Origin of the sequence: Sphingomonas sp. MMS24-J45 (genome assembly GCF_044881195.1) — a bacterium.
In the GTDB taxonomy this organism is placed as follows: Bacteria; Pseudomonadota; Alphaproteobacteria; order Sphingomonadales; family Sphingomonadaceae; genus Sphingomonas.
Window position 1 is genome coordinate 1,344,447 of record NZ_CP173255.1, and the last position, 22,894, is coordinate 1,367,340.

General features: G+C 64.8%; 20 protein-coding genes and 2 pseudogenes. 14 read left to right on the forward strand and 8 right to left on the reverse strand.

Annotated elements, in window-relative coordinates; translation table 11 throughout:
- Nucleotides 1-61: 61 nt before the first annotated feature.
- Together ppsR and AB5I39_RS06825 are read right to left on the reverse strand one after the other, a co-directional pair.
- Nucleotides 62-1,492 carry a transcriptional regulator PpsR gene (ppsR, locus tag AB5I39_RS06820; protein WP_404372836.1) on the reverse strand — a complete coding sequence of 477 codons (1,431 nt, stop codon included), beginning with the start codon at nucleotides 1,490-1,492 and terminating at the stop codon, nucleotides 62-64.
- Between the two features lie 72 nt (nucleotides 1,493-1,564).
- Nucleotides 1,565-2,464: a B12-binding domain-containing protein gene (locus AB5I39_RS06825; RefSeq protein ID WP_404372839.1), complete on the reverse strand. Its 900-nt coding sequence runs from the start codon at nucleotides 2,462-2,464 to the stop codon at nucleotides 1,565-1,567.
- Nucleotides 2,465-2,694: 230 nt separating this feature from the next.
- On the opposite strand from AB5I39_RS06825, the gene bchF reads away from it, so the two are divergent.
- The 14 genes and pseudogenes from bchF to hemA all read left to right on the forward strand — a co-directional run bounded on the left by bchF (nucleotide 2,695) and on the right by hemA (nucleotide 18,275).
- Nucleotides 2,695-3,225 carry a 2-vinyl bacteriochlorophyllide hydratase gene (gene bchF / locus AB5I39_RS06830; protein WP_404372842.1) on the forward strand — a complete coding sequence of 177 codons (531 nt, stop codon included), beginning with the start codon at nucleotides 2,695-2,697 and terminating at the stop codon, nucleotides 3,223-3,225.
- Nucleotides 3,222-4,504, forward strand: a pseudogene (locus AB5I39_RS06835) (ferredoxin:protochlorophyllide reductase (ATP-dependent) subunit N). Before bchF ends, AB5I39_RS06835 begins: the two are co-directional and overlap by 4 nt.
- A gap of 4 nt (nucleotides 4,505-4,508) precedes the next feature.
- A pseudogene (bchB, locus tag AB5I39_RS06840) lies at nucleotides 4,509-6,153 on the forward strand (ferredoxin:protochlorophyllide reductase (ATP-dependent) subunit B).
- Nucleotides 6,143-9,817: a magnesium chelatase subunit H gene (locus AB5I39_RS06845; RefSeq protein ID WP_404372845.1), complete on the forward strand. Its 3,675-nt coding sequence runs from the start codon at nucleotides 6,143-6,145 to the stop codon at nucleotides 9,815-9,817. Before bchB ends, AB5I39_RS06845 begins: the two are co-directional and overlap by 11 nt.
- 11 nt (nucleotides 9,818-9,828) lie before the next feature.
- Complete coding sequence (bchL, locus tag AB5I39_RS06850) at nucleotides 9,829-10,719, forward strand: ferredoxin:protochlorophyllide reductase (ATP-dependent) iron-sulfur ATP-binding protein (RefSeq protein WP_404372848.1); 891 nt, start codon at nucleotides 9,829-9,831, stop codon at nucleotides 10,717-10,719.
- A gap of 1 nt (nucleotide 10,720) precedes the next feature.
- A complete protein-coding gene (gene bchM, locus AB5I39_RS06855) occupies nucleotides 10,721-11,407 on the forward strand; it encodes a magnesium protoporphyrin IX methyltransferase (protein ID WP_404372851.1) in 687 nt (228 codons plus the stop codon).
- Complete coding sequence (locus AB5I39_RS06860) at nucleotides 11,404-12,921, forward strand: BCD family MFS transporter (protein ID WP_404372853.1); 1,518 nt, start codon at nucleotides 11,404-11,406, stop codon at nucleotides 12,919-12,921. Before bchM ends, AB5I39_RS06860 begins: the two co-directional genes overlap by 4 nt.
- 21 nt (nucleotides 12,922-12,942) lie before the next feature.
- Nucleotides 12,943-13,719, forward strand: a complete 777-nt coding sequence (gene puhA, locus AB5I39_RS06865) for a photosynthetic reaction center subunit H (protein WP_404372856.1) — start codon at nucleotides 12,943-12,945, stop codon at nucleotides 13,717-13,719.
- A complete protein-coding gene (gene puhB / locus AB5I39_RS06870; RefSeq protein ID WP_404372859.1) occupies nucleotides 13,716-14,369 on the forward strand; it encodes a photosynthetic complex putative assembly protein PuhB in 654 nt (217 codons plus the stop codon). The genes puhA and puhB overlap by 4 nt, the downstream gene beginning before the upstream one ends.
- Entirely contained in the window at nucleotides 14,366-14,893 is a 528-nt protein-coding gene (gene puhC, locus AB5I39_RS06875) for a photosynthetic complex assembly protein PuhC (protein ID WP_404372862.1), read from the forward strand. Before puhB ends, puhC begins: the two co-directional genes overlap by 4 nt.
- Complete coding sequence (locus AB5I39_RS06880) at nucleotides 14,893-15,189, forward strand: hypothetical protein (RefSeq protein WP_404372865.1); 297 nt, start codon at nucleotides 14,893-14,895, stop codon at nucleotides 15,187-15,189. Before puhC ends, AB5I39_RS06880 begins: the two co-directional genes overlap by 1 nt.
- Complete coding sequence (acsF, locus tag AB5I39_RS06885; protein WP_404372868.1) at nucleotides 15,186-16,250, forward strand: magnesium-protoporphyrin IX monomethyl ester (oxidative) cyclase; 1,065 nt, start codon at nucleotides 15,186-15,188, stop codon at nucleotides 16,248-16,250. The genes AB5I39_RS06880 and acsF overlap by 4 nt, the downstream gene beginning before the upstream one ends.
- A complete protein-coding gene (puhE, locus tag AB5I39_RS06890) occupies nucleotides 16,247-17,029 on the forward strand; it encodes a putative photosynthetic complex assembly protein PuhE (protein WP_404372871.1) in 783 nt (260 codons plus the stop codon). The genes acsF and puhE overlap by 4 nt, the downstream gene beginning before the upstream one ends.
- A gap of 25 nt (nucleotides 17,030-17,054) precedes the next feature.
- The gene (gene hemA, locus AB5I39_RS06895; protein ID WP_404372874.1) at nucleotides 17,055-18,275 is read left to right on the forward strand and encodes a 5-aminolevulinate synthase; all 1,221 of its coding nucleotides are present in this window, start codon (nucleotides 17,055-17,057) and stop codon (nucleotides 18,273-18,275) included.
- Nucleotides 18,276-18,535: 260 nt separating this feature from the next.
- On the opposite strand, the gene AB5I39_RS06900 is transcribed toward hemA, so the two are convergent.
- From AB5I39_RS06900 to pufB, 6 genes are all read right to left on the reverse strand, one after another.
- Nucleotides 18,536-19,249 (reverse strand): hypothetical protein, encoded by a 714-nt coding sequence (locus AB5I39_RS06900; protein ID WP_404372876.1) that lies wholly within the window; start codon nucleotides 19,247-19,249, stop codon nucleotides 18,536-18,538.
- A gap of 42 nt (nucleotides 19,250-19,291) precedes the next feature.
- Entirely contained in the window at nucleotides 19,292-20,416 is a 1,125-nt protein-coding gene (pufC, locus tag AB5I39_RS06905; protein WP_404372879.1) for a photosynthetic reaction center cytochrome PufC, read from the reverse strand.
- Nucleotides 20,413-21,387, reverse strand: coding sequence for a photosynthetic reaction center subunit M (gene pufM / locus AB5I39_RS06910; RefSeq protein ID WP_404372882.1), 975 nt, complete (start codon nucleotides 21,385-21,387; stop codon nucleotides 20,413-20,415). Before pufM ends, pufC begins: the two co-directional genes overlap by 4 nt.
- A gap of 14 nt (nucleotides 21,388-21,401) precedes the next feature.
- Nucleotides 21,402-22,226: a photosynthetic reaction center subunit L gene (gene pufL / locus AB5I39_RS06915; protein ID WP_404372885.1), complete on the reverse strand. Its 825-nt coding sequence runs from the start codon at nucleotides 22,224-22,226 to the stop codon at nucleotides 21,402-21,404.
- Between the two features lie 150 nt (nucleotides 22,227-22,376).
- Nucleotides 22,377-22,556 carry a light-harvesting antenna LH1, alpha subunit gene (pufA, locus tag AB5I39_RS06920; RefSeq protein ID WP_176497384.1) on the reverse strand — a complete coding sequence of 60 codons (180 nt, stop codon included), beginning with the start codon at nucleotides 22,554-22,556 and terminating at the stop codon, nucleotides 22,377-22,379.
- A 14-nt stretch (nucleotides 22,557-22,570) separates the two neighbouring features.
- On the reverse strand, nucleotides 22,571-22,786 hold the full coding sequence (pufB, locus tag AB5I39_RS06925; protein ID WP_404372888.1) for a light-harvesting antenna LH1, beta subunit: 216 nt from the start codon (nucleotides 22,784-22,786) through the stop codon (nucleotides 22,571-22,573).
- Nucleotides 22,787-22,894 lie beyond the last annotated feature (108 nt).

Sequence of the window (22,894 nt, forward strand, 5' to 3'; positions counted from 1 at the left end):
GAGGCTAAACTTGACGCTTAAAGGCGTCAAACCGAATTGACACTTTTTGCGAGAAATTCGATCAGGTGTCGCTGGAGACGAGATTGCCCAAGCCGTGACGGTGGAGCTTCGAATAGAGGCTCTGGCGGCTGACGCCCAAAATCTCTGCGGCCGATGCGCGGTTGTCGGAGGTGTAGACCAGTGCCGCCTCGATACACAGGCGCTCGATCAGATCGGTCGATTCACGCACGATGTCCTTCAACGACATGCGGCCGACCAATTCGGTCAGTTGTTCGACCGAGCGCGGCAAATCATGCTCGACCGACGGCGCTGTGCGCAACCGCCGCCCGACGTTACGGATCGTGAACCCGTAGCACTCGCCATCGCCGCGCGGGGCGAGCACGCCCGACACTTCGATTTCCTCCTGCGCTCCGCCACTGCCGCGCAGGATCGTCGCGACGTTGCGGACCGAGCCGTGCTCCTGCAACTGGCCGATGATCAACTCCAGATCGAGTCCCGGTCGGCCCAGCCAGGTCCCGAGCGGCTCGCCCATCACGCGCTCGACTGAAGGCGCGCCGGAAAGCTCGACGAAGGCAGCATTGGCGATGAGGATGTTGAGCGCCGAATCGACCAGCACGAAAGCGTCTGGCATGTGTTCGATCACCTCGCCCATCGCGGCATGATGATCATCGGCGGCCGTGGCCGGTTGCGCCGCGAACATCCGGACCAGCAGCAAGGCGGCGCGACCCTGACGGAAAAGCCGGGCGGTGATCTCCACCGGGCCATGACCATCGGCGAGATCCACGGTCACCGGTGCGAGATCGTCGCTCGCGCTGGCCGCCCCCAGATGGGCGATGAAGGTGTCGCGATCGGCCGGATCGACGATTTCGCCGACCGGACGATCCGCCAGCGCACCATCCTTGACCCCCAGCAACCGCAGTGCGGCCGGGTTTATCTCGCGAATTCGCCGAGTCGCGGCATCGACGATCAGCACCGGCTCGGTGCCGAGGTCGAAGAGCAAGCGATAGCGCGCCTCGACCTGACGCAGTTTGATATAGTCACGCTCCAGCGACTGCTGCGTCTGCAACAAGCGCTGTTGCATCGCGGCGGCCGCGCGCATGTCGCGCCCGATCGCGATCGCGCTGCCATTCTGGCCGACCTTCATGACCAGATAGCGAATCGGGACGTCGCCACCGGGAGCCGGATGGTTCACCTGACGCCAGCGTGCCGCATTGCTAGCGCCGCTATCGGCGAACATCTCCGCGACTTTGACTTTGCTCTCGATCGTGACGCAATCCTCCCAGCGTTGCCCGACCCATTCGGCAAAGCCTTGCGTGACCAAGTCGCTATTGGACACCGCGACATCGCGGATCACCGCATCAGCATCGAGTACGAGCGCGATATCGCCGACCGAGGCGAGCAACGCGACGGCCACCTGTGGTGACAACGCACCTGACAGAATTTCAGGATTGGAGAATGCATTGGGTGCAGCAAAGGTGGGACGATCGTTCATCAACGAAACGTTTGTGCTCCTGAAGTCCTACGTCGCGCGGTACACCCTGCCCCGCGAGACCCTGTTTGGCGGTCAACCGGCCGTGGGTTGAACCAACTCCTGCGTCACCGCATCGACCAGTTCCCCGGCAATGCGTACCGCAACCCGTGCATCCGGCGCCGTCCCGTCCGCACCGACCGATGCGGCAAGATCCGCATTGCCGGCAAAAACCCTGCCACCCACCATCACACAAATCCGAGGATTTCTGGAGGACCCGCGGATTGACCGAACGATCGCGGGCAAGGGCGCGATATGGCAGTCGCACGTAATCGTCAATCCAGCCAAATCGAACCATTCGTCCCGAACCCGTTCGAGCAGTTCCACCGTCGTCGCCTCGTTCAACCGGTCGGTCAGCCAGCCATGGGCACAGAACAACTCATCGATCACGACGGTTCCGAAGCTGTGCTGATCGCCTTCGAGCGAAGCAAACAGCGCGCGACGTTCCTGCCCGACCGGCTTGCTATGGTCGTGCGGCAAGCGCGCCGACAATTCGTGCACGACCTCCTGCAAGCGCCACAGCCCCATCGTGACGTCGACGAAATCGCACAGGTCGGATTCCCAGAATTCGCCGAGCCGCCGCGCGGCCGGGGCGAGCAGATCGACCAGCAGCGATTCAAGCGTCACGCCGCGCGCGACCAGGCCATCGACATATTCGAGCAGCTCGTCCGCCTCGACTTGCAGCGCGAGCGGCGCGAACGCATCAACCTCCTCGGCCGAAATGCACGTGGCATGGGGCGAGTCGGCAACGTCACTGTGCGGACCGGTGGTGTGCGCCACGAGCAAGCGCGGAATGATCTCGCTTTCGATCAGGCGAGTCAGCGAACGAGCATATTCGAGATCGGCACGGCGCTGGAAATCAACCAGATTTTCACTGCGGGGCCGGCTATCGCGCGGAGTGGCGCGTCGCTGGTCAGCGGACGCAAAGCGTTCCATCCTTCTCGCCGACGCCATAACTGCCATCCCCTGCGTTGACCATCCATCGAGCAGTCGGACATCCATATTTGGTTCTTCCGGCAGGTCGCAGCGTATGCCTGTTCCCCGGGTCTGGCAACGCCCTATCGACACTGCACTGCAATAAGTGTCCAATTTTCTTTACGTCAATTCTTATTGACACTTTGTCCGCCCGCGACCTAGTCTCTGCGGCAGAGAGGCGGATCGAAACGATGCGGCACGAAGACCCTTCGACATTCCGGCAGGCGCGCAAATCGCCTGCTCCGCTCTATACGCCGGAGCAGCGCCTGCGCCGCGACTCGACACCGTGGACGCTGGTGCAGGGCATCCTCGCTCCACTCCAATTCCTGATTTTCCTGGCGAGCGCAGCGCTGGTCGTGCGCTATCTGATGACAGGCGAAGGCGCTTATGCCGCCACCGTCTCGATCGTTCTGAAGACGATCACGCTCTACACGATCATGATCACGGGCTCGATCTGGGAAAAGGTCGTGTTCGACAAATGGCTGTTCGCCGAGGCCTTCTTCTGGGAGGATGTGTTCAGCTTCCTCGTGCTGGCGCTGCACACCGCCTATCTGGTGATGCTGATCGGCGATCTCGGCACCGAACGCGATCGGATGCTGCTCGCGCTCGCTGCCTATGCGACCTACGCGATCAATGCAGGCCAGTTCATCCTGAAGCTGCGCGCGGCGCGGCTGCAGGGGGCGGCCGAGGCGTCCGCTCCCTTCACGGCGGCGGCGGCATGACGGTCCTTGCCCCCATCCGCCCTGCCACGGGCACCGATTGCGCGCCGGTCTTGCGCGAACGCGGTCAGCGCGAAGTGTTCTGCGGCCTGACCGGGATCATCTGGCTTCACCGCAAGGTGCAGGACGCCTTCTTCCTGGTCGTCGGATCACGCACCTGCGCGCACCTGCTGCAATCGGCGGCGGGGGTGATGGTGTTTGCCGAACCGCGCTTCGGCACTGCGATCATCGAGGAACGCGATCTTGCCGGGATGGTCGATTGCAACGAGGAGCTCGACCGCGTCGTCGATCGGCTGCTCGCGCGCCGTCCCGACATCAAGCTGCTGTTCCTGGTCGGATCGTGCCCGTCCGAAGTGATCAAGCTCGACCTGTCGCGCGCAGGCCAGCGCCTGTCGCTCAAGCACGCAGGCCGCACCAAGATCCTCAATTATTCGGGCTCTGGCATCGAAACGACCTTCACCGAGGGCGAAGATGCGTGCCTCGCCGCGCTTGTGCCCGACCTCGCTGCGAGCAAGCCGGGGGCCGCCCCGAATTGATGATCGTCGGCGCGCTGCCCGATGTCGTCGAGGACCAGTTCCTGCGGATCTTCGCACAGCTTGGCATACCGACGGTCCGCTCGCTCCCGGCCCGCCGCGCGGGCGCGATGCCGCCAGTAGGCCCGAACACGCGCTTTCTGCTCGCCCAGCCCTTCCTCGGCGAGACGGCACGCGCGCTCGAGGATCGCGGCGCGGTGCGGCTCGACGCGATGTTCCCGTTCGGCGCCGAGGGCACGACCAACTGGCTCCATGCCGCCGCCACGGCGTTCGGGATCGACGAAATGCACTTCCGTTCGGTGATCGCGCCGGGCCGCGAACGCGCCAAGCGCGCGATCGCGCATTGCCGTACCAAACTCGACGGCAAGAGCATCTTCTTCATGCCCGATTCCCAGCTCGAAGTGCCGCTCGCGCGCTTCCTTGCGCAGGAACTCGGCATGGTGCCGCTCGAAGTCGGTACGCCCTATCTCCACCGTCGCCACCTCGCGCAGGACCTCGCGCTGCTGCCGCCCGCGACCGTCATCAGCGAAGGGCAGGATGTCGACAAGCAGCTCGACCGCGTGCGCGCGGCCCAGCCCGATCTGACCGTCTGCGGTCTAGGCCTCGCCAATCCGCTGGAGAGCGAAGGGCTGACGACCAAATGGGCGATCGAACTGGTCTTCTCGCCGATCCACGGGTTCGACCAGGCGGGTGACCTGGCCGAACTGTTCGCCCGGCCGCTGCGGCGCCGCGACGTGTTGAAGGTCTGACGCGATGCAGCTGACCGTCTGGACCTATGAGGGACCACCCCATGTCGGCGCGATGCGGATCGCGACCGCGATGGAGGGCGTGCATTACGTGCTCCACGCGCCGCAGGGCGACACCTATGCCGATCTGCTGTTCACGATGATCGAGCGGCGCGGCAAGCGCCCGCCGGTCACCTACACCACGTTCCAGGCGCGCGATCTCGGCAAGGATACCGCCGAGCTGTTCCAGAGCGCCGCGCGCGATGCGTTCGCGCGCTACAAGCCGCAAGCCATGTTGGTCGGCGCCTCGTGCACCGCCGAACTGATCCAAGACGATCCCTCCGGCCTCGCCGAAGCGATGCGACTGCCGATCCCGGTCGTGGCGCTCGAACTGCCGAGCTATCAGCGCAAGGAAAATTGGGGCGCGGCGGAGACCTTCTACCAGCTCGTCCGGGCGCTGGCAGACAAGACCGTCAGCGCAGCCCCACGCGATGGTCGTCGTCCCAGCGTCAATCTGCTCGGCCCGACCGCGCTCGGCTTCCGCCACCGCGACGACATCGTCGAGATCAGCCGGCTGCTCGGCACGCTCGGCATCGACATCAACGTCACCGCACCGCTCGGCGCCAGCCCCGCCGATCTTGCGCGGCTGGGTGCCGCCGATTTCAACATCTGCCTCTATCCCGAAATCGCCGACACGGCGTGCCGATGGCTGGAGAAGACCTTCGGACAAAAGACCGTCCGCACGATCCCGATCGGCCACGGCGCGACGCGCGATTTCATCGCTGAGGTCTCGGCGCTCGCCGGCGTCGATCCCGCCGCCGCGCTCGACGATTCGCGCCTTCCCTGGTGGAGCCGCTCGGTCGATTCGACGTACCTGACCGCCAAGCGCGTCTTCATCTTCGGCGATGCAACCCACGCCGTCGCCGCCGCGCGCGTCGCACGCGACGAACTCGGCTTCGAAGTCGTCGGGCTCGGCTGCTACAACCGCGAATTCGCCCGTGAGATCCGCGACGCCGCGAAGCTCTACGGGCTCGAGCCGCTGATCACCGACGATTATCTCGAAGTCGAGGATGCGATCGCCAAGCTCCAGCCCGAACTGGTGCTCGGCACGCAGATGGAACGCCACATCGCCAAGCGGCTGCGCATTCCCTGCGCGGTGATCTCGGCCCCGGTGCATGTGCAGGATTTCCCGGCGCGCTATTCCCCGCAAATGGGATTCGAAGGCGCCAACGTGCTGTTCGACACCTGGGTCCATCCGCTGGTGATGGGGCTGGAGGAGCATCTGCTGACGATGTTCCGCGACGATTTCGAATTCAGCGATTCGGCAGGCGCAAGCCATTTGGGGCATGGGTCATCCCCAATCCTCCCCCGGGAACCGGGGAGGGGGACCGTGAGCATTCAGCGAACGGTGGAGGGGGAGCAACCGCAGTTGTTTCGCCCAGCCCCCGCCCCCTCCACCATTTTGCTGAAGAAGCAAAACGGTCCCCCTCCCCGCTGAAGCGGGGGCGGATCAAAAAGGCTGGTCGGCCGAAGCCGAAAAGGAACTCCTCAAAATCCCGTTCTTCGTGCGCGGCAAGGCCCGCCGCAACACCGAACGCTATGCCGCCGAGCAGGGGCTGGCCGCGATCACGCTCGACACGCTGTACGATGCGAAGGCGCATTATGCCCGCTAGCGTAGCCACCCCCGCCGCCCCCGCGGTGCGCGTCGTCATCGTGACGCTCGACAATCATCTGTCGGGCGCAGTGCTGCGCGCGCAGGAACGGCTGGCGCGCGAAAATCCCGGCGTGACGCTCGGCTTCCACGCCGCCGCCGATTGGGAGGAAAATCCGCAAGCGCTGGACGCCGCGCGTGCCGACATCCTGCGCGGCGACATTGTGCTCGCAACGATGCTGTTCCTGGAGGATCATATCCAGGCCGTGCTGCCGCAATTGCAGGCGCGGCAAAATGACTGCGACGCCATGGTCGGCCTGATGTCGGCGGGCGACGTGGTCAAGCTCACCCGCATGGGCGACTACCGCATGGACAAGCCCGCCACGGGCATGATGGCGCTGCTGAAGAAGCTGCGCGGCAACCCCAAGCCCGGTGCCAGCGGCGGTGCGAAGCAGATGGCGATGTTGCGGCGCTTGCCCAAGATGCTGCGCTTCATCCCCGGCGCAGCGCAGGACGTGCGCACCTATTTCCTGACGATGCAATATTGGCTCGCCGCATCGGACGACAATGTCGTCGACATGGTGCGCGGCCTGGTCGATCGCTATGCCGATGGCCCGCGCCGGGCGCTGCGCGGCACCATGAAGGCCGAGGCACCGCGCGATTACCCGGAAGTCGGCGTTTACCACCCCGCTTTGCCCGGCCGCATCGCCCACACCGCCGACGCCTTGCCGCGCCGCGCCGATGCCAAGGGCACGGTCGGCGTGCTGATGCTGCGCTCCTATGTGCTGGCCAAGGACGCAGGCCATTATGACGGCGTGATCGCCGCGATCGAGGCACGTGGGCTGAACGTGATCCCGGCCTTTGCCGGTGGGCTCGATGGGCGTCCCGCGATCGAGGCGCTGTTCCTGAAGGACGGCCTGCCCGTCGTCGATGCCGTAGTGAACCTGACCGGGTTCAGCATGGTCGGCGGCCCAGCCTATAACGACACGGCGGCGGCCGAAGCGATCCTCGCCAAGCTCGACGTGCCCTATCTGGCGGCACATCCGGTCGAATTCCAGACGCTGCAGGCCTGGGGTGCCAATCGCCAGGGCCTGCTCCCGCTCGAAGCGACAATGATGATCGCGATCCCCGAGCTTGACGGCGGCACCGTGCCGATGGTGTTCGGGGGGCGTTCGGATGGATCGGACACGCCCTGCACTGGGTGCAGCCGCAAGTGCCAGTTCCCGGCCGCCAGCGCGGTCCGCGCGATGCACACCTGCACCGAGCGCGCCGAGATGCTGGCCGCCCGCATCGACAAGATTATCGCGCTGCGCCGTGCCGAGAATGCCGAGAAGCGCGTCGCGGTCGTTCTGTTCAATTTTCCCCCCAATGCAGGTGCAGCGGGTACGGCGCAGTTCCTCAGCGTGTTCGCCTCGCTCCACGCCACGCTGCAACGGCTGGCGCGCGAAGGCTATCAGGTCGAGGTCCCGGCCTCGGTCGATGCGCTGCGCGAAGCGATCCTGCACGGCAATGCCGCTCGCTTCGGGACCGAAGCCAATGTCCATGCCAAGGTCAGCGCCGACACGATCGTCGCGCGCGAGACGTGGTTGAAGGAAATCGAGGCGAGCTGGGGCCCGGCGCCGGGCAAGTTGCAATCGGATGGCACGTCGGTGCAAATCCTGGGCGCGCAATTCGGCAACGTCTTCGTCGGCCTCCAACCCGCGCTCGGCTATGAAGGCGATCCGATGCGCTTGCTGTTCGAGGGCCGCTTCGCCCCGACGCACGCCTTCGCCGCTTTCTACCGCTGGCTGCGCGAGGATTTCCGCGCGCATGCCGTGCTACATTTCGGCACGCACGGCAGCCTGGAATTCATGCCGGGCAAGCAGGCTGGGCTCAGCGCGGAATGCTGGCCCGACCGGCTGATCGGCGACCTGCCCAACATCTATCTCTACGCCGCCAACAATCCGTCGGAAGGCGTGCTCGCAAAACGGCGCTCGGGCGCAACTTTGGTGTCCTATCTCACCCCGGCGCTCACCAATTCGGGCGTGTACAAAGGCCTCGCCGCGCTAAAGGCATCGGTAGAGCGTTGGCGCGCGACCACCCCGGAGAGCGACGAAGCGCGCGACCTGGCCGAGCTGATCGCCGATCAGGCCGAAGCGGTCGATCTCGACGGCAGCGACGTCACCGCGCTTTCCGCCAAGCTCTACGAGATCGAGCGCGAGTTGATCCCGCAAGGGCTCCACGTCGCGGGTGAAGCGGCGACACGCGTAGAGCGGATCGACATGATCGCGGCCTCCTCCGAAGCACGCGGCGAGAAGCTGCCGCACGACACGATCCTCGCTTTGGTCGACGGTACGCTCAAGCTCGACACGCCGCTGCTGAAGGATATGGCTGCGCTCAACACCGCGCTTTCGTCGAACGGCGAGATCGACGGCCTCGTGCTGGCGCTGGCCGGGCGCTACATCCATCCCGTCACCGGCGGAGATTTGCTGCGCAGCCCCGAAATCCTGCCGACCGGGCGCAACATCCACGGCTTCGACCCGTTCCGCATTCCTTCGGCCTATGCCATGAAGGACGGTACCGCGCAGGCGCAACGGCTGATCGACCGCAGTCTCGCCGACTCCGGGCACCTGCCCGAAACGGTGGCGATGGTGCTGTGGGGCACCGACAATCTGAAGAGCGAAGGCGCGCAGATCGCGCAGGCGATGGCGCTGATGGGCGCGCGTCCGCGCTTCGACAGCTATAATCGCTTGGCGGGCGCAGAACTGGTCAGCCTGGAAGAGCTCGGTCGCCCGCGTATCGACGTCGTGGTCACGCTGTCGGGCGTGTTCCGCGACTTGCTGCCGCTGCAGACGCGGATGCTGGCGCAGGCCGCCTTGCTTGCAGCCGAAGCCGATGAGCCGCTGGAACTCAACTTCATCCGTCGCCACGCTTTGTCCCACAGCGCCGAACAGGGGTGCGACATCGAAACCGCCGCCTTGCGCGTCTTCTCAAATGCGGAAGGGGCGTACGGCGCCAACGTCAATCTGATGATCGACACCGGCGCGTGGACCGATCCGGACGAACTGGCCGACAGTTTCGAAAAGCAAAAGGGCTATGCCTATGGCGTAAAAGGCGCCCCGGTCCGTCAGGCCGCCGTGCTCGCCGCCGCGCTCAAAACTGTCGATTGCGCCTATCAGAACCTCGAAAGCGTCGAACTCGGCATCACCAGCATCGACCAATATGTCGATACGCTCGGCGGGATCAGCCGCGCCGTCACCCGCGCAAAAGGAACGGCCGCGCCGGTCTATATCGGCGACCAGACGCAAGGCGCGGGCAAGGTCCGCAGCTTACAAGAGCAAGTCGCACTCGAAACGCGCACCCGTATCCTCAATCCCGTCTGGACCGAAGGCCTGCTGCGCCACGGTTACGAAGGCGTGCGCCAGATCGAGGGCAGCGTCACCACGACGATGGGCTGGTCCGCCACAACCGGCGAAGTCGACCCTTGGGTCTATCAGCGCATCGGCGAAACGTATGTGCTCGACGCCGAGATGCGCGAACGGCTCGCCACACTCAATCCCAAGGCCGCGGCGCGCGTCGCCAACCGGCTGATCGAAGCCTCCGAACGCAAATACTGGACTCCCGACGCGGCGACGCTCGCCGCACTCCATGCCGCCAGCGACGAACTCGAGGATCGCCTCGAGGGTGTCGTTGCGGTGGCGGCATAAAGGAACACGACATGGCACTGCTCGATCCCCCCATCCGCGGCCTCGACGGCGAAGGATCGCTCCAGGTCGGCCTCGACCCCAATGACCGGATCGGCAACGCCAAGGTGTTCGCGGTGTACGGCAAGGGCGGGATCGGCAAATCGACCACCTCGTCCAATCTCTCCGCCGCTTTCTCGCTGCTGGGCAAGCGCGTGCTGCAGATCGGCTGCGACCCAAAGCACGACAGCACCTTCACGCTGACCAAGAAGCTCATGCCGACCGTGATCGACGTGCTCGAAACGGTCGAGTTTCACAGCGAGGAACTGCGCCCCGAGGATTATATGTTCGAGGGCTATAACGGCGTGATGTGCGTCGAGGCGGGGGGGCCGCCAGCGGGCACGGGCTGTGGCGGCTATGTCGTCGGGCAGACGGTCAAGTTGCTGAAACAGCACCATCTGCTGGAGGAAACCGACGTCGTGATCTTCGACGTGCTGGGCGACGTAGTGTGCGGGGGCTTCGCCGCGCCGCTACAACATGCCGAACGCGCGGTGGTGGTCGCCGCCAACGATTTCGACAGCATCTTCGCGATGAATCGCATCGTCGCGGCGATCAAGGCGAAGGCCAAGAATTACGATGTCCGCATGGCGGGCGTGATCGCCAACCGCTCGGCCGCAACCGACGAGATCGATCGCTTCAACGATGCGACCGGCCTGAAACGGCTCGCGCACTTCCCCGATCTCGACGAAATCCGCCGCAGCCGCCTGAAGAAATGCACCCTGTTCGAAATGCCGTCCTCGCCCGCGGTCGATGCGGCGTGCCTGGAATACAAGCGCCTCGCCGCGCAATTGTGGGCCGGGTGCGAACCGCTCGATGCGCAGCCGATGAAGGACCGCGACATCTTCGAATTCCTGGGATTCGAATAAGATGGCGACGCAGACCTACGATCGCTTTCGCGGCAATCTCGAAACCTATTTCGACAAGACCGCGAGCAAGGCGTGGGAACAGCTGACCTCCGACGCGCCGGTCAGCGGGGTGCGCGCGACGGTGCGCGCCGGGCGTACCGAAATGCGCAACACGCTGCTGTCCTGGCTGCCCGCCGACCTGCGCGGGTTGCGCATCCTCGATGCCGGGTGCGGCACCGGCGCGCTGGCGGTCGAAGCGGCCGAACGCGGTGCCGAGGTCGTGGCGATCGATGTGGCCGGCAGCCTGGTCGACATCGCGCGCCGCCGCGCACCGAAGGGCCTCAATATCGACTGGCGCGTCGGCGACATGCTCGATCCTGCACTCGGCCGCTTCGACCACGTCGTCGCGATGGATTCGCTCATTCATTACAAGGCGTTCGACATCGTCGCGGTGCTGCGCGGCCTGTCGGAGCGGACCAGCGGATCGATGGTCTTCACGTTCGCCCCGCAGACCCCGCTGCTGATGCTGGCGCTGGGGATCGGCCGCCTGTTCCCGCGCAGCGACCGCTCGCCCGCTATCATTCCGGTGCGTGAGCGGCTGATCCGCACGCTGATCCGCAACGCCATGCCGACCGCGCAATTGGGCCGCGATCGCAAAGTCTCGGGCGGCTTCTACACCAGCCATGCACTGGAGGTATTGACCGCGTGACCGCCGCTGCCGACCGTGACCCGTATCTGGCTGCGCTCAAGGCCTCGCTCGCGCGCCCGGCAAAGCCCGTACGCGCGGTTGTGGCACCGGCACCGGTCGAAGCGCTGAAGAGCGGTGCGTTCTGGAACCGCCTCGGCACCGCATTCCTGCCCTTCGCGGACGTCGCGACCAAAGAGCTTCCCCTTAGCCGCCTGCTGCGGCTCTCGCTGTTTCAGGTGTCCGTCGGTATGGCCGCCGTGTTGCTGACCGGCACACTCAACCGCGTGATGATCGTCGAGCTTGGCATGTCGGCCTCGATCGTCGCCGCGATGGTGTCGCTGCCGCTGCTGTTCGCACCGCTGCGCGCGCTCGTCGGGTTCAAATCCGATCACCACAACTCGCTGCTCGGCTGGAAGCGTGTACCCTATATCTGGTTCGGCACGATGCTGCAGTTCGGCGGCTTTGCGATCCTGCCCTTTGCGCTGCTCGTCATGTCGGGCGGTGGCCAGGGTTCGCCAGTGTTCGGCCATATCGCCGCCGCGCTCGGCTTCCTGTGCATCGGCGCGGGGATGCACACGACGCAGACCGCCGGCCTCGCGCTCGCAACCGACCTCGCGACCGAGGAGAACCGGCCGCGCGTTGTGGCGCTGCTGTACGTCATGCTGCTGCTCGGCATGATGATCAGCGCGTTGGTGATCGGGCAACTCCTCGCCCCCTTCTCGGCGACGCGGCTGGTGCAGATCGTCTCCAGCGTCGCAATCCTGACGGTCATCCTGAACGTCGTCGCCTTGTGGAAGCAGGAAGCGCGCAATCGCAGCGCGATGACCCCACGCGAAGCGCGTCCTGCCTTCAACGAGACGTGGCGACACTTTATCGCACAGCCCAAGACGCTGCGGCTCCTCGTAGCGGTCGGGCTCGGCTCTGCCGCATTCAGTATGCAGGACGTATTGCTCGAACCCTATGGCGGACAGATCCTCGGCCTCTCGGTCGGCGCGACCACCACGCTCACGGCCTTGTGGGCGATGGGGATGTTGAGCGGCTTCGGTCTTGCCGCGCGCGCGCTCGGCAATGGCGGCGAGCCCAATCGGCTGGCGGGCTTCGGCGCGACCGCCGGAATCGGTGCGTTCCTGTGCGTGCTGTTCGCCGGACCACTGGGATCGGCCCCGCTGCTGGCGGTGGGGGCGATCATCATCGGCTTTGGCGGCGGGCTGTTCTCGGTCGGCACGCTAACCGCTGCGATGGGCATTTCGGACGAAGGCCGCACCGGCCTGGCGCTTGGCGCCTGGGGTGCGGTGCAAGCAACCTGCGGGGGCATCGCGATCGCGATCGGAGCCTTTGCACGCGACCTGATCTCGGCCGCGGCGGTGGCGCATGACCTGGGGACGACGCTCGCCGTCCCGACCACAGGCTATGCCTTTGTGTACTGCATGGAGATCGTGTTGTTGTTGGCGACACTGGTGGCGCTCGGGCCGCTGGTTCGCGTTCGCGAACGTAAGACCGCGCTGCGTTTCGGCCTCACCGAATTTCCCATTTGATGGATTGCGAAGGATAGTCTCATGAACCTGCAACTGACCCACGGGATCGACGTCGCTTTAGTCGTGCTGAACGCGTTCTTCCTCTTCTTCGTCGGGCTGGTCTTCTATCTGCGCCGCGAGGATCGGCGCGAGGGCTATCCGCTCGAACATGAACTGACCGGACGGATCGACAGCGAAGGCGGGTTGCTGTCCACCGCCCCCACCAAATTCTTCAAGCTGCCCTTCGGCCACGGCACGGTCAGCGCGCCGACCAAGGGCCGCGAGCCGGTCGAGGTTCCGGGTGCCCGCAAGTCCGACTGGTTCCCGGGCGCACCGATCGAGCCGACCGGCAATCCGCTGATCGACGGCGTCGGTCCGGCCGCCTGGACCGAACGCGCCAAGCGCCCCGATCTCGATTGGGAAGGCCATGCCCGCATCGTACCGATCAGCAGCGCCGACGGCTTCTTCATCGCGCGCCAGGATGCCGACCCGCGCGGCTTCACCGTGCTGGGCTGCGACGGCAAGACGGCCGGTACCGTCAGCGAAGTGTGGATCGACAAGGCCGATCGCCTGATCCGCTATCTCGAGGTCGAACTCGCCGCCGGTGGCCGTCACGTGCTCGCCCCGATGACGATGGCGAGCGTCGCCCGCTCGCGCCGGACGATCACGGTCGATGCCGTAACCGCCGCGCAATTCGCCGATGCGCCCGCGATCGAGGGCAATGGCGTCATCACCCTGTACGAGGAAGAGCGCGTCCAGGGCTATTTCGGCGGCGGCTATCTCTACGCCACCGCCGCTCGGTCGGAGCCGCTGATATGAGGACGGAATATGAATCGGAGCCGATCCCGGGTCTGCCGGGTCTGCTCCCGAAGGGCGAAACCATCCTCTGGCAGGGATCGCCCAATTGGCGGGTGCTGGCGCGCACCGCTTTCCACACGCGGCTGGTGACCGGCTATTTTGCGGCGTTGACCGCCTTCGCGATCGGCAATGCGGCGTGGCACGGCGTCACCGGCCCGGCCGATCTGTCGGGCGTGGCGATTACCCTGATCGGCGGCGGCATCGGCATTGCCCTGCTCCACCTGCTCGCCTGGGGGACGGCGCGGTCGACGATCTACACGCTGACCGACCGGCGCGTCGTGCTGCGCATAGGGATGGCACTGCCAAAGTGCATCAACCTGCCGCTGCGCATCATCTCCAACGTCGACCTGCGCCCGCGCATGGCCGGGACCGCCGATCTCGCGATCAAGCTGAGCAGCCAGCAGCGGCTCGGCTATGTCGCGCTGTGGCCGCACGCCCGCCCCTGGCATGTCAGCGACCCGCAGCCCATGCTGCGCGCCGTGCCTGACAGCGAAAAGGTCGCCACGATGCTCGCCCGGGCCTGCCTGTCGATCCAGACCGATGGGCGGGTGATCCCGATCGAATCCGCGACGCGTCTCAACGCCCAACCCGAACAGGCGGAAGCAGCATGAACACAACGCACAGCGACCATGTCGAAGTCCCGCGCGGCGCGCTGATCATGGCCGCTGCCCTGGTCGCGACGGCGGTCGCCGCGACCAGCATCGCGCGGATCGCGCAGATCCCACCGGCGGCATCGCCCGCCCTGGTTCGCGCCGCCGACCATGCCCAAGTGGTCAAGACGCGCACGCTGCGCTTCAGCGATCGTCCCGATGGTTCGGTCGAGATCCAGGACGTCGGCACCGGGCAGACCGCGCTCCTACTTGAACGCGGCAGCAACAGCGGCTTCATCCGCGGCGTGATGCGCGGGCTGGCGCGCGAGCGGCGGATGCACGGCGTCGGGGCAGAGGCACCCTTCGCACTGACCTTGTGGTCCGACCGGCAATTGTCGCTGACCGACACCGTCACCGGCCGCTCGATTGAGCTCAACGCCTTCGGATCGACCAATCGCGCGACCTTCGTCGATCTGCTGACGCGGCCGGAAGCCAAACCCGTCGCGCCGATCGCGGCTTCTGCCCCCAATGGAGGACGCAGCTGATGCCAACGCTTGCCCGCACCCGTTTCGACACGCCCTGCCGGATCGAGGTGGAGCATAGCGACGAGCATTTTCACGCACATGTGAAGCTCGCCGACGATGTGCCTATCTACCCCGGCGACAAGGTGCGCGTGCATGGCGACCCGATCGTCGTCGGCTTCGGCGAAAGCGCGGTTTTCAACCGCACCGCAACCGTCGAACGCGCCACCGCGATCGAGCGGCTGTGGACCAAATTTGCCGGTCATTTCGAAATGACCGAACTCTACGAAGTGAGCTTTACGCCGCGGAGGACAGCATGAACGCCGTCACGAAGATCACAGCCGCGCCCGATGTGATGGCGATCGCGCGCGAAAACACTGTGCTGTCGCCGCGCTTCTACACCACCGATTTCGACGCGATGGACCGGATCGACGTGACGCCAGTGCGCGCCGAATGGGACAAGTTGATCGCGGAAATGGTGGCCGATCCCAACAAGCTGCACTTCAAACGCACCAACCAGTTCGACGGCGTGATCGAGAGTCTGCCCGACGGCCTTCGCGAGGAATTCATCGATTTTCTGGTGAGCTCGCTGACCGCCGAATTCTCCGGCTGCATCCTCTATGCCGAAATCCAGCGGCGCGCGAAGAATCCCGACATCAAGCAGCTCTTCCGCCTGATGAGCCGCGACGAAAGCCGCCACGCCGGCTTCATCAACGATACGCTGAAAGATGCCGATATCGGCGTCGATCTTGGCTTCCTCACCAAGACCAAGAAGTACACCTATTTCCGGCCGAAATTCATCTTCTACGCGACGTATCTGTCGGAAAAGATCGGATATGCGCGCTACATCACGATCTACCGGCACCTCGCGCGCCATCCCGAGCTGCGCTTCCACCCGATCTTCAATTGGTTCGAGGAGTGGTGCAACGACGAGTTCCGGCACGGCGAGGCGTTCGCGCTATTGATGCGCAACGACCCCAAGCTGCTGAGCGGACACAACAAACTGTGGGTGCGCTTCTTCCTCGTCGCGGTCTACGCCACGATGTACGTGCGCGATCACAACCGCCCGCAATTCCACAAGGCGCTGGGGATCGATCCCAAGGATTATGACTTCCAGGTCTTCCGCGTCTGTTCGGAGATCACCAAGCAGGTGTTCCCGATGACGCTCGACACGGACAGCCCGGGGTTCCGCGCCGGGCTGGAACGGATGCGCAAGACCGCGCTCGCGATCGATGCGGCAAAGGCACAGGGCGGGGTGATCGGCGGCCTGAAGAAGATCGGTCTTATCGCCGTCGCCGGCGTCAATTTCGCACGGCTTTACTTCCAGCCGGTGGTCACCAACGCGCTCCCAGCGGATGTCCGGCTGGCCCCGGTCTGGTGACCGTTCCGCCGCTCCTCTTTGCCCTGGTGATGTGGTTCGTCGGGACGGCTGCGGTCGTCTGGCTCGACAGTCGCCCGCGCCGTACCTTCGCCACCAGCTTCCGGCTGGCCGGGGTGGCGGCGCTCGTGGCACTTGGCGCGGCCTGGTGGAGTGCAAGCGATGCGAGCTGGGCGGGATCCTATATCGGTTTCGGCGCGGCGATCGTGATGTGGGGCTGGCACGAGATGGGGTTCCTGATGGGCTTCGTCGCCGGGCCGAACAAGGCCCCCTGCCCGCCCGAGGCGACTGGCTGGACGCGGCTGAAGCTCGCCACCAACACGGTGATCCATCACGAAGTGTCGATCGCGCTCAACGCGCTGTTGCTTTTCGCATTGTGCTGGGGGCAGCCGAACCAGGCGGCACCGCTCACCTTCCTGCTGCTGTTCGGCTTGCGGTTGAGCGCCAAGTTCAACCTGTATCTCGGCGTGCCCAATCTCAGCGACGAGGTGTTCCCGGAGCATCTCGCCTATCTCAAAAGCTATTTCCGCGTGCGCTGGATGAACCCGCTGTTTCCCTTCGCGGTCGCGGGCTGGGTGGCGATCACGATCTGGTCGTGGCTGGTCGCCGAAGCCGCCCCAGTGGGCAGCGGCGGTGCCGCGACGGCGACGCTGCTGGCGGGGCTCGCCGCCCTCGGTGTGGTCGAGCATTTGTTCCTTGTGTTGCCGCTACGCGATGCCAAGATGTGGTCATGGGCATCGGTAAAAAAGACGGAAGTGCCGCCGGTTAATCCGGTCGCCTAAAATGAATTTCGGGGAGGGTTTGGGTATGGACTATCAGTCGTTTTTTCAGACGGAGCTCACGACGCTCAAGGATGACGGTCGCTACCGGATTTTCGCCGAACTGGAGCGCCGCGCCGGTGCCTTCCCCCGCGCGCGCCATCATGTCGACGGCGCCATCAACGATGTGACGGTGTGGTGCTCGAACGATTATCTCGGCATGGGGCAGCATCCCAAGGTGCTCGCCGCGATGCACGAAACGCTCGATTCCTGCGGTGCCGGCGCGGGCGGCACGCGCAACATTTCGGGCACGACGCATCAGCATGTGCAGTTGGAGGCGGAACTCGCCGATCTGCACGGCAAGGAAGCGGCGCTGCTGTTCACCAGCGGCTATGTCTCGAACTGGGCGGCGCTTGGCACGCTCGCGTCGCGCCTGCCGAACTGCGTCGTGCTGTCGGACGCGCTCAACCACGCCTCGATGATCGAGGGCATTCGCCACAGCCGCGCGCAATGCCTGCGCTTCAAGCATAACGACCCCGAGGATCTCGACCGGCTGCTCGCTACGATCGAGCCCGGCCGCCCGAAGCTGGTCGCGTTCGAAAGCGTCTATTCGATGGACGGCGACATCGCGCCGATCGCCGAAATTCTCGACGTGTGCGAAAAGCATGGCGCGCTGTCCTATATCGACGAGGTCCACGGCGTCGGCCTCTACGGCCCGCGCGGCGGCGGTGTGGCCGAACGCGAAGGCCTGATGGACCGGATCGACGTGATCGAGGGAACGCTGGGCAAGGCGTTCGGCGTGATGGGCGGCTATATCGCCGCCTCGGCCGCGCTGTGCGATTTCGTGCGCAGCTTCGCGAGCGGCTTCATCTTCTCAACCGCGCTGCCCCCCGCGATCGCCGCCGGCGCCTGCGCCAGCATCCGCCACTTGAAGCAAAGCGAAGCCGAGCGCGAGGCACATCGCGAGCGCGTTGCGCATGTGCGCCGTCGGCTCGACATGATGGGCATCCCGACGCTCGACAATCCCAGCCACATCATCCCGATCATGGTGGGCGATGCGCACAAGTGCAAAATGATCAGCGACTGGCTGCTCGAACACCACGGCATTTACGTCCAGCCGATCAATTACCCGACCGTGCCGATGGGCACCGAGCGGCTACGCATCACGCCCTCGCCGGTGCATAGCGACGGCGATGTCGATCGGCTGGTGACGGCGCTGTCGGAAATCTGGTCGCAATGCGCCCTTGCCCGCCGCGCGATGGCCGCCTGACCGGCGGCCTCGCATAGCCCCGACACAAGTCGTCAGGGCGGGATCATTGGACGAGCGGGGGAAGCTGCAGATCGGATCTCCCCCGCCCGTTCGTGTCGAGCGCAGTCGAGACACCCGCTACGCACATTCGGCAAGCGTGTAGACCAAACCCGTAACGAACGGTGAAGCGGCGCAGGCAAGCTGCAGCGACCGTTTGACGCGGTAACAAAGGGTGCTTCGCGGGGGGAATGTCGCTACCGACCCGCGCCACAATCGGTCGACTATGCCGGGCGTCTCGCGCCGCTCGCCTTTCGCGCTTTCAGCGTGAAGACCACGATCAGTCCGACGCCAACCGTGCTAGGGATCGCCCAGATCACCGGATTGAACACATGGTCAGGCACCAGCCGGATCAGCCCGACCGACAAAAACGCAGTGTAGGCTGAAATGCCCATGCCGAGCAGCGAGCGGAAATGTTCGGGCACGTGCGCGCCACGCGCCACGCTGGGCCGCCAGATGTAGAAGAGTTGGGTGGCGACCGCGATCAGCCCGATCGCCGCGACCAAGGCCATCAAAGGCTCGCCGGTCGTCAGGCCATAGAGGCCGCAATTGAGCGCCGACAGGATCACCGCGGCGAACAGGGCCTGGTGCCGCGCCGTTCGCAACCCGGCCCGGTCCGCACGATGCCTAACCACCGACAGACCGTAATCGGCGAAGCTGATCGTCAACAGCCCGAGATAGAGCATCATCCAGCCGAACAGACCGCGGAACAGCACGCGATCCTTGATCATCGGCAGACGCTGTTCGGGCCCGTATAGCGAGAGCAGCGCCATGGCGGTGGCCAGCGTCCCCGCCGCCATGAAGGCGAGGCTGGCAACACGCCCCCATTTACGATGCGAAACGCCGCCCTTTCGAGCGGCGATCGGAATCCAGAAGGAGATCAGTCCGGTAGCTCCGGCCAGGACGTGGAGGATGACGATGATCTCGAACAGCTTCATCGTTCCTCGACGGCCTGACCGGTTGCCCGGATCCCGCTCGGCTCAGTTCCCGCCGGATGCTCCGGCGGCCGGTGCAACTGCAGCCGTGGTGGTCGCGGCGGCCTGCGGCTCGGGGGCCTCGGTCACCGGATTAACCGCCGGCACCACCTTCGCATTCCGCAGGTACGGATAGTCGGGCAACATGCTGACCCCGCCCAGCGGCTTGTTCAACCCCTGGTGGCAGGTCGTGCAATTGACCTTGTACACATCGCCATGCGGCCCCTTGCGGTTCGCCGGGAAGACCGAGGTCAGCGAAGAAATATACGCCTCGTTGACGTTACGGACCATGCGGATGCCGTACCACGCCTGCACACGCTGCGGCCGGCTTTGCGACCAGCTGCTCCAGAGCGCGCTATTGTGGCAGTAGGTGCAATTGACGTTCAGGGCCGACGACATGTGGGTCATCAGTGCATAAGTATGCTCGGTCCGCGCGATCGAGGCGCCCTTTGGCGCGGTCCGCAGCGGGGTCTTACCCTGCACGCGGATGTTGTTGTTCTCGCCCAGATAGCGCGAGAACGGATCATAGGGCAGCGAGGCATAACCAACCTGCGCGGCTGGCGTATTCTGCCCATGCTTGTTGCCCATCAGCCGCGTAGATTTGCCCGGCGCATCGGCCCGTGCCCACACGTTGCGCGGCACCGCATAGCCGCGGTGGCAAGTGTAGCAGGTGACGCCCGTGCCCTTCACGTGGCTCGACCAATTGGTGTTGATGTTGAGCGTCATCTGCAACATCCGGCGCGCGACGACCTTGGTATATTTCTCGTCCGAAGCCATGTTTTCCGGGTTGTGGCAGTAATTGCAGCCGACCTTGTTCGGGTCGCCCGTCTTGGGCGCGACCCATTCGTTCATCGACGCCATCAGATGATTGAACCGCTCGGCGCTCAGCGCGCCTGCGACCTTCACATTCTGATAGGTCTGCGCCGCGGTCGGTCCACCATCGGCGGGCAGGGCGTAGGGTGGCGTCGGTACAGGTTGCGGGACCAGCCGCTTCTTGGCGGTGATCTGATCCTGACCTGTGCCGCGATAGCCGGTCTGTTCGATATGCTTGGGCCCGAATTCGCACCCTGCGAGCGCGAGGACGAGGCCGCCTGCGACGAGGCCGTGCGTGATGGTTGCGACGCGGATCATTTCGGTGCTCCCGGCAAGGTTGCTGGATCGACGACGCCGGTGCTGGGGTAGGACGGCGCATAGCCGTGCTGCTGCGCCCACAGATACCAATTGTCGACGACGGTGCCCGTCAGCAGGATGCCGAGGCCGCCCGTGAGCGTCGTCAGCACGGCGAACCACCAGGCCCAGCGATGGATCGATTCCATCGTCGCGTTGAACCCCATCGTCCAACGCCAGAACAAGGCGGCCCGTTCGGACGCCGTCCCGCGATCGGTAATCTGCTCGATCTCACGCTCGCCACCGTAACGGCCAACCGCCAAAATGGTCGCGCCGTGCATCGCAAAAAGCAAGGTCGAACCGTACAGGAACGCGATCGAAAGCGCGTGGAACGGATTGTAGAACAGGTTGCCGTAGCGGATCGAGAAGGCTGCGGTCCAATCGAGATGCGGGAAGATGCCGTACGGCACTGCTTCCGACCAGCTGCCCATCAGCATCGGGCGAATGAAACCAAGCACCGCCATCAGCCAGATGGCGCTGAGGAACGCCCAGGAGACGTGCGTCCCCATACCGAGCGCGATCGCGCGACGATACGTCCGCAGCCACCACAGCAGAACCGAGGCCGAGAAGAACATGCCGGTCAGGATGAACCAGCCACCATCGGCCAGTGGCACGAACGGCGAGAAACCGTATTTCGGTGCCGGCGGTTCGAGCGACAGCCAGAAGAGCTGGCGGACGAACTGCACCGGGCTCCAATTGACCGAGGCGAGCATGTTGAGACCGATGATCTCGAACGCGATCAGCCCGAAGACGAGCGAGAAGGTTCCGAGCCAGCCGAGATAAATCGGACCGATCTGCGCATTGCCGATCTTGCCGAGCCAGTAGCTGTAGCCGATCGCGTTCGTGCGATGCTCGCGGGGGTCGTTGGTCGGCGGGCCCATTTCGAGCGGGCCGCGGACCTGCACTTGATTGAAGATGTTCTGATAGCTTGCCATGTCGCGTGCTCCCCTCAAGCCCAGATCGGCAGATTGAGCCACCAGCTCCACCATTCAGGCCAGCCGCGCGTCCAGAGCGGGCCGCTGATGATGATGCAGATGGCGCTCCAGAAGCCCGCCGATAGCGCGAGGAACAAGCCGACACGGTGAATGCCGAGCGTGCCGACCGAATAACCGATCGTATCGCGGAAGAAGGCGTCTTCATATTCGGGCGATTTCACCTCTTCGCCCTTCTGCGGATTGACCGCGGAGAGCACGAGGCCGCCATGCAGCGCGAGCGCGAGCGTCGTGGTGAAGAAGAAGGTGACGGCGATCATGTGCGCCGGATTGTAGTGGAAGTGAAGGTATTGGTAGCCGGTGTTCGACACCCAATCGAGGTGGCTGAAAATGCCGTAGGGGAAGCCGAAGCCCCATGCCCCCAGCAGGATCGGCCGGATCACGACCAGGCTCACATAGGCGAAGATCGCGAAACCGAAGGCAATCGGCACGTGATAGCCCATGCCGAGCTTGCGGCAGATCTCGACCTCGCGCAGCGCCCAAGAACAGAAGGCCCCGACCGCGCAGATCGTGATGATCTGCCACAAGCCGCCAGCTTTGAGCGGGGCGAGCGAAAGGCCGTAACGGATGTCCGGCGGCGCGATGCTGATCAGCCACGGGTTCCACGTGGGTCCAAGCGATGCGCCGTAGAAGATCAGCGCCGTGCCCAGCCCCGCGAAGAAGGCGGTCGTGACTCCGAAAAAACCGACGTAGAAGGGACCGATCCAAAAATCGAACAGATCGCCGCCCACGAGCGTCCCGCCCCTTACCCGGTATTTCCGTTCAAAGCTCAAGATTGCCATGGACCCGCTCCTTCCCCCCACCGGTCCGCGGCGAGATGGACAAATTTCGAAACATTTGGAGGACTGGACGGACCTGGGCGCGCTGAAGCGCCAATCAGGTCACGTCCGCCTCGTCGTTGGTGTTACGACATCGACTGTCAGTCGAGCCCGTCAGGGCGCAGCTGGAGCCGCTACCGCAGCAGCGGGCGCAGTCGGGTTGGGCGCTTCGAGCCAGTTGTACCGGTTCGTGCTCAACAAGATGAAGTGAATCAGGATCGCCAGCGTGAACAAGAACACGGCAAGCGCGGTGAGGACCCGACGGGGGTCAAACGTTACCCACATTCTCCACATGATACTGTCTCCTATTAGCTTTTTGCGGCTGTGGTGGCCGGGGCTGCTGCGGCCGCCGACGTGGAATAGCCCTGCGACGGGCCGAGCCACGGACGCCACTGCCAAACGAGGAAGTGGGCAACGAGCGCGACCGCCACGAAAAAGCCCATGCTCACGACGAAGAGTTTGTGAAACTCCTTCGCTTCATCGGGCGTCAGGTAGGTGCCCGGTCCCATTCTATCATCACTCATTTCGCTCGCTCCTTCTGTGTCGTTCGAACCGACGAGATAAGGCGCGCGGCACGCGTCCCCCGACGGCATCTACGCAGCGCAGAGCACCACGAAGATCGGCTTGTCCGC

Coding starts and splice junctions, on each gene's coding strand:
- puhC (WP_404372862.1), top strand. CDS start 14,366: ATGAACACAACGCACAGCGACCATGTCGAAGTCCCGCGCGGCGCGCTG.
- hemA (WP_404372874.1), top strand. CDS start 17,055: ATGGACTATCAGTCGTTTTTTCAGACGGAGCTCACGACGCTCAAGGAT.
- AB5I39_RS06880 (WP_404372865.1), top strand. CDS start 14,893: ATGCCAACGCTTGCCCGCACCCGTTTCGACACGCCCTGCCGGATCGAG.
- pufM (WP_404372882.1), bottom strand. CDS start 21,387: ATGGCAAGCTATCAGAACATCTTCAATCAAGTGCAGGTCCGCGGCCCG.
- AB5I39_RS06845 (WP_404372845.1), top strand. CDS start 6,143: ATGCCCGCTAGCGTAGCCACCCCCGCCGCCCCCGCGGTGCGCGTCGTC.
- AB5I39_RS06825 (WP_404372839.1), bottom strand. CDS start 2,464: ATGGAACGCTTTGCGTCCGCTGACCAGCGACGCGCCACTCCGCGCGAT.
- puhB (WP_404372859.1), top strand. CDS start 13,716: ATGAGGACGGAATATGAATCGGAGCCGATCCCGGGTCTGCCGGGTCTG.
- pufC (WP_404372879.1), bottom strand. CDS start 20,416: ATGATCCGCGTCGCAACCATCACGCACGGCCTCGTCGCAGGCGGCCTC.
- AB5I39_RS06900 (WP_404372876.1), bottom strand. CDS start 19,249: ATGAAGCTGTTCGAGATCATCGTCATCCTCCACGTCCTGGCCGGAGCT.
- ppsR (WP_404372836.1), bottom strand. CDS start 1,492: ATGAACGATCGTCCCACCTTTGCTGCACCCAATGCATTCTCCAATCCT.
- acsF (WP_404372868.1), top strand. CDS start 15,186: ATGAACGCCGTCACGAAGATCACAGCCGCGCCCGATGTGATGGCGATC.
- bchL (WP_404372848.1), top strand. CDS start 9,829: ATGGCACTGCTCGATCCCCCCATCCGCGGCCTCGACGGCGAAGGATCG.
- pufB (WP_404372888.1), bottom strand. CDS start 22,786: ATGAGTGATGATAGAATGGGACCGGGCACCTACCTGACGCCCGATGAA.
- pufA (WP_176497384.1), bottom strand. CDS start 22,556: ATGTGGAGAATGTGGGTAACGTTTGACCCCCGTCGGGTCCTCACCGCG.
- puhA (WP_404372856.1), top strand. CDS start 12,943: ATGAACCTGCAACTGACCCACGGGATCGACGTCGCTTTAGTCGTGCTG.
- bchF (WP_404372842.1), top strand. CDS start 2,695: ATGCGGCACGAAGACCCTTCGACATTCCGGCAGGCGCGCAAATCGCCT.
- bchM (WP_404372851.1), top strand. CDS start 10,721: ATGGCGACGCAGACCTACGATCGCTTTCGCGGCAATCTCGAAACCTAT.
- pufL (WP_404372885.1), bottom strand. CDS start 22,226: ATGGCAATCTTGAGCTTTGAACGGAAATACCGGGTAAGGGGCGGGACG.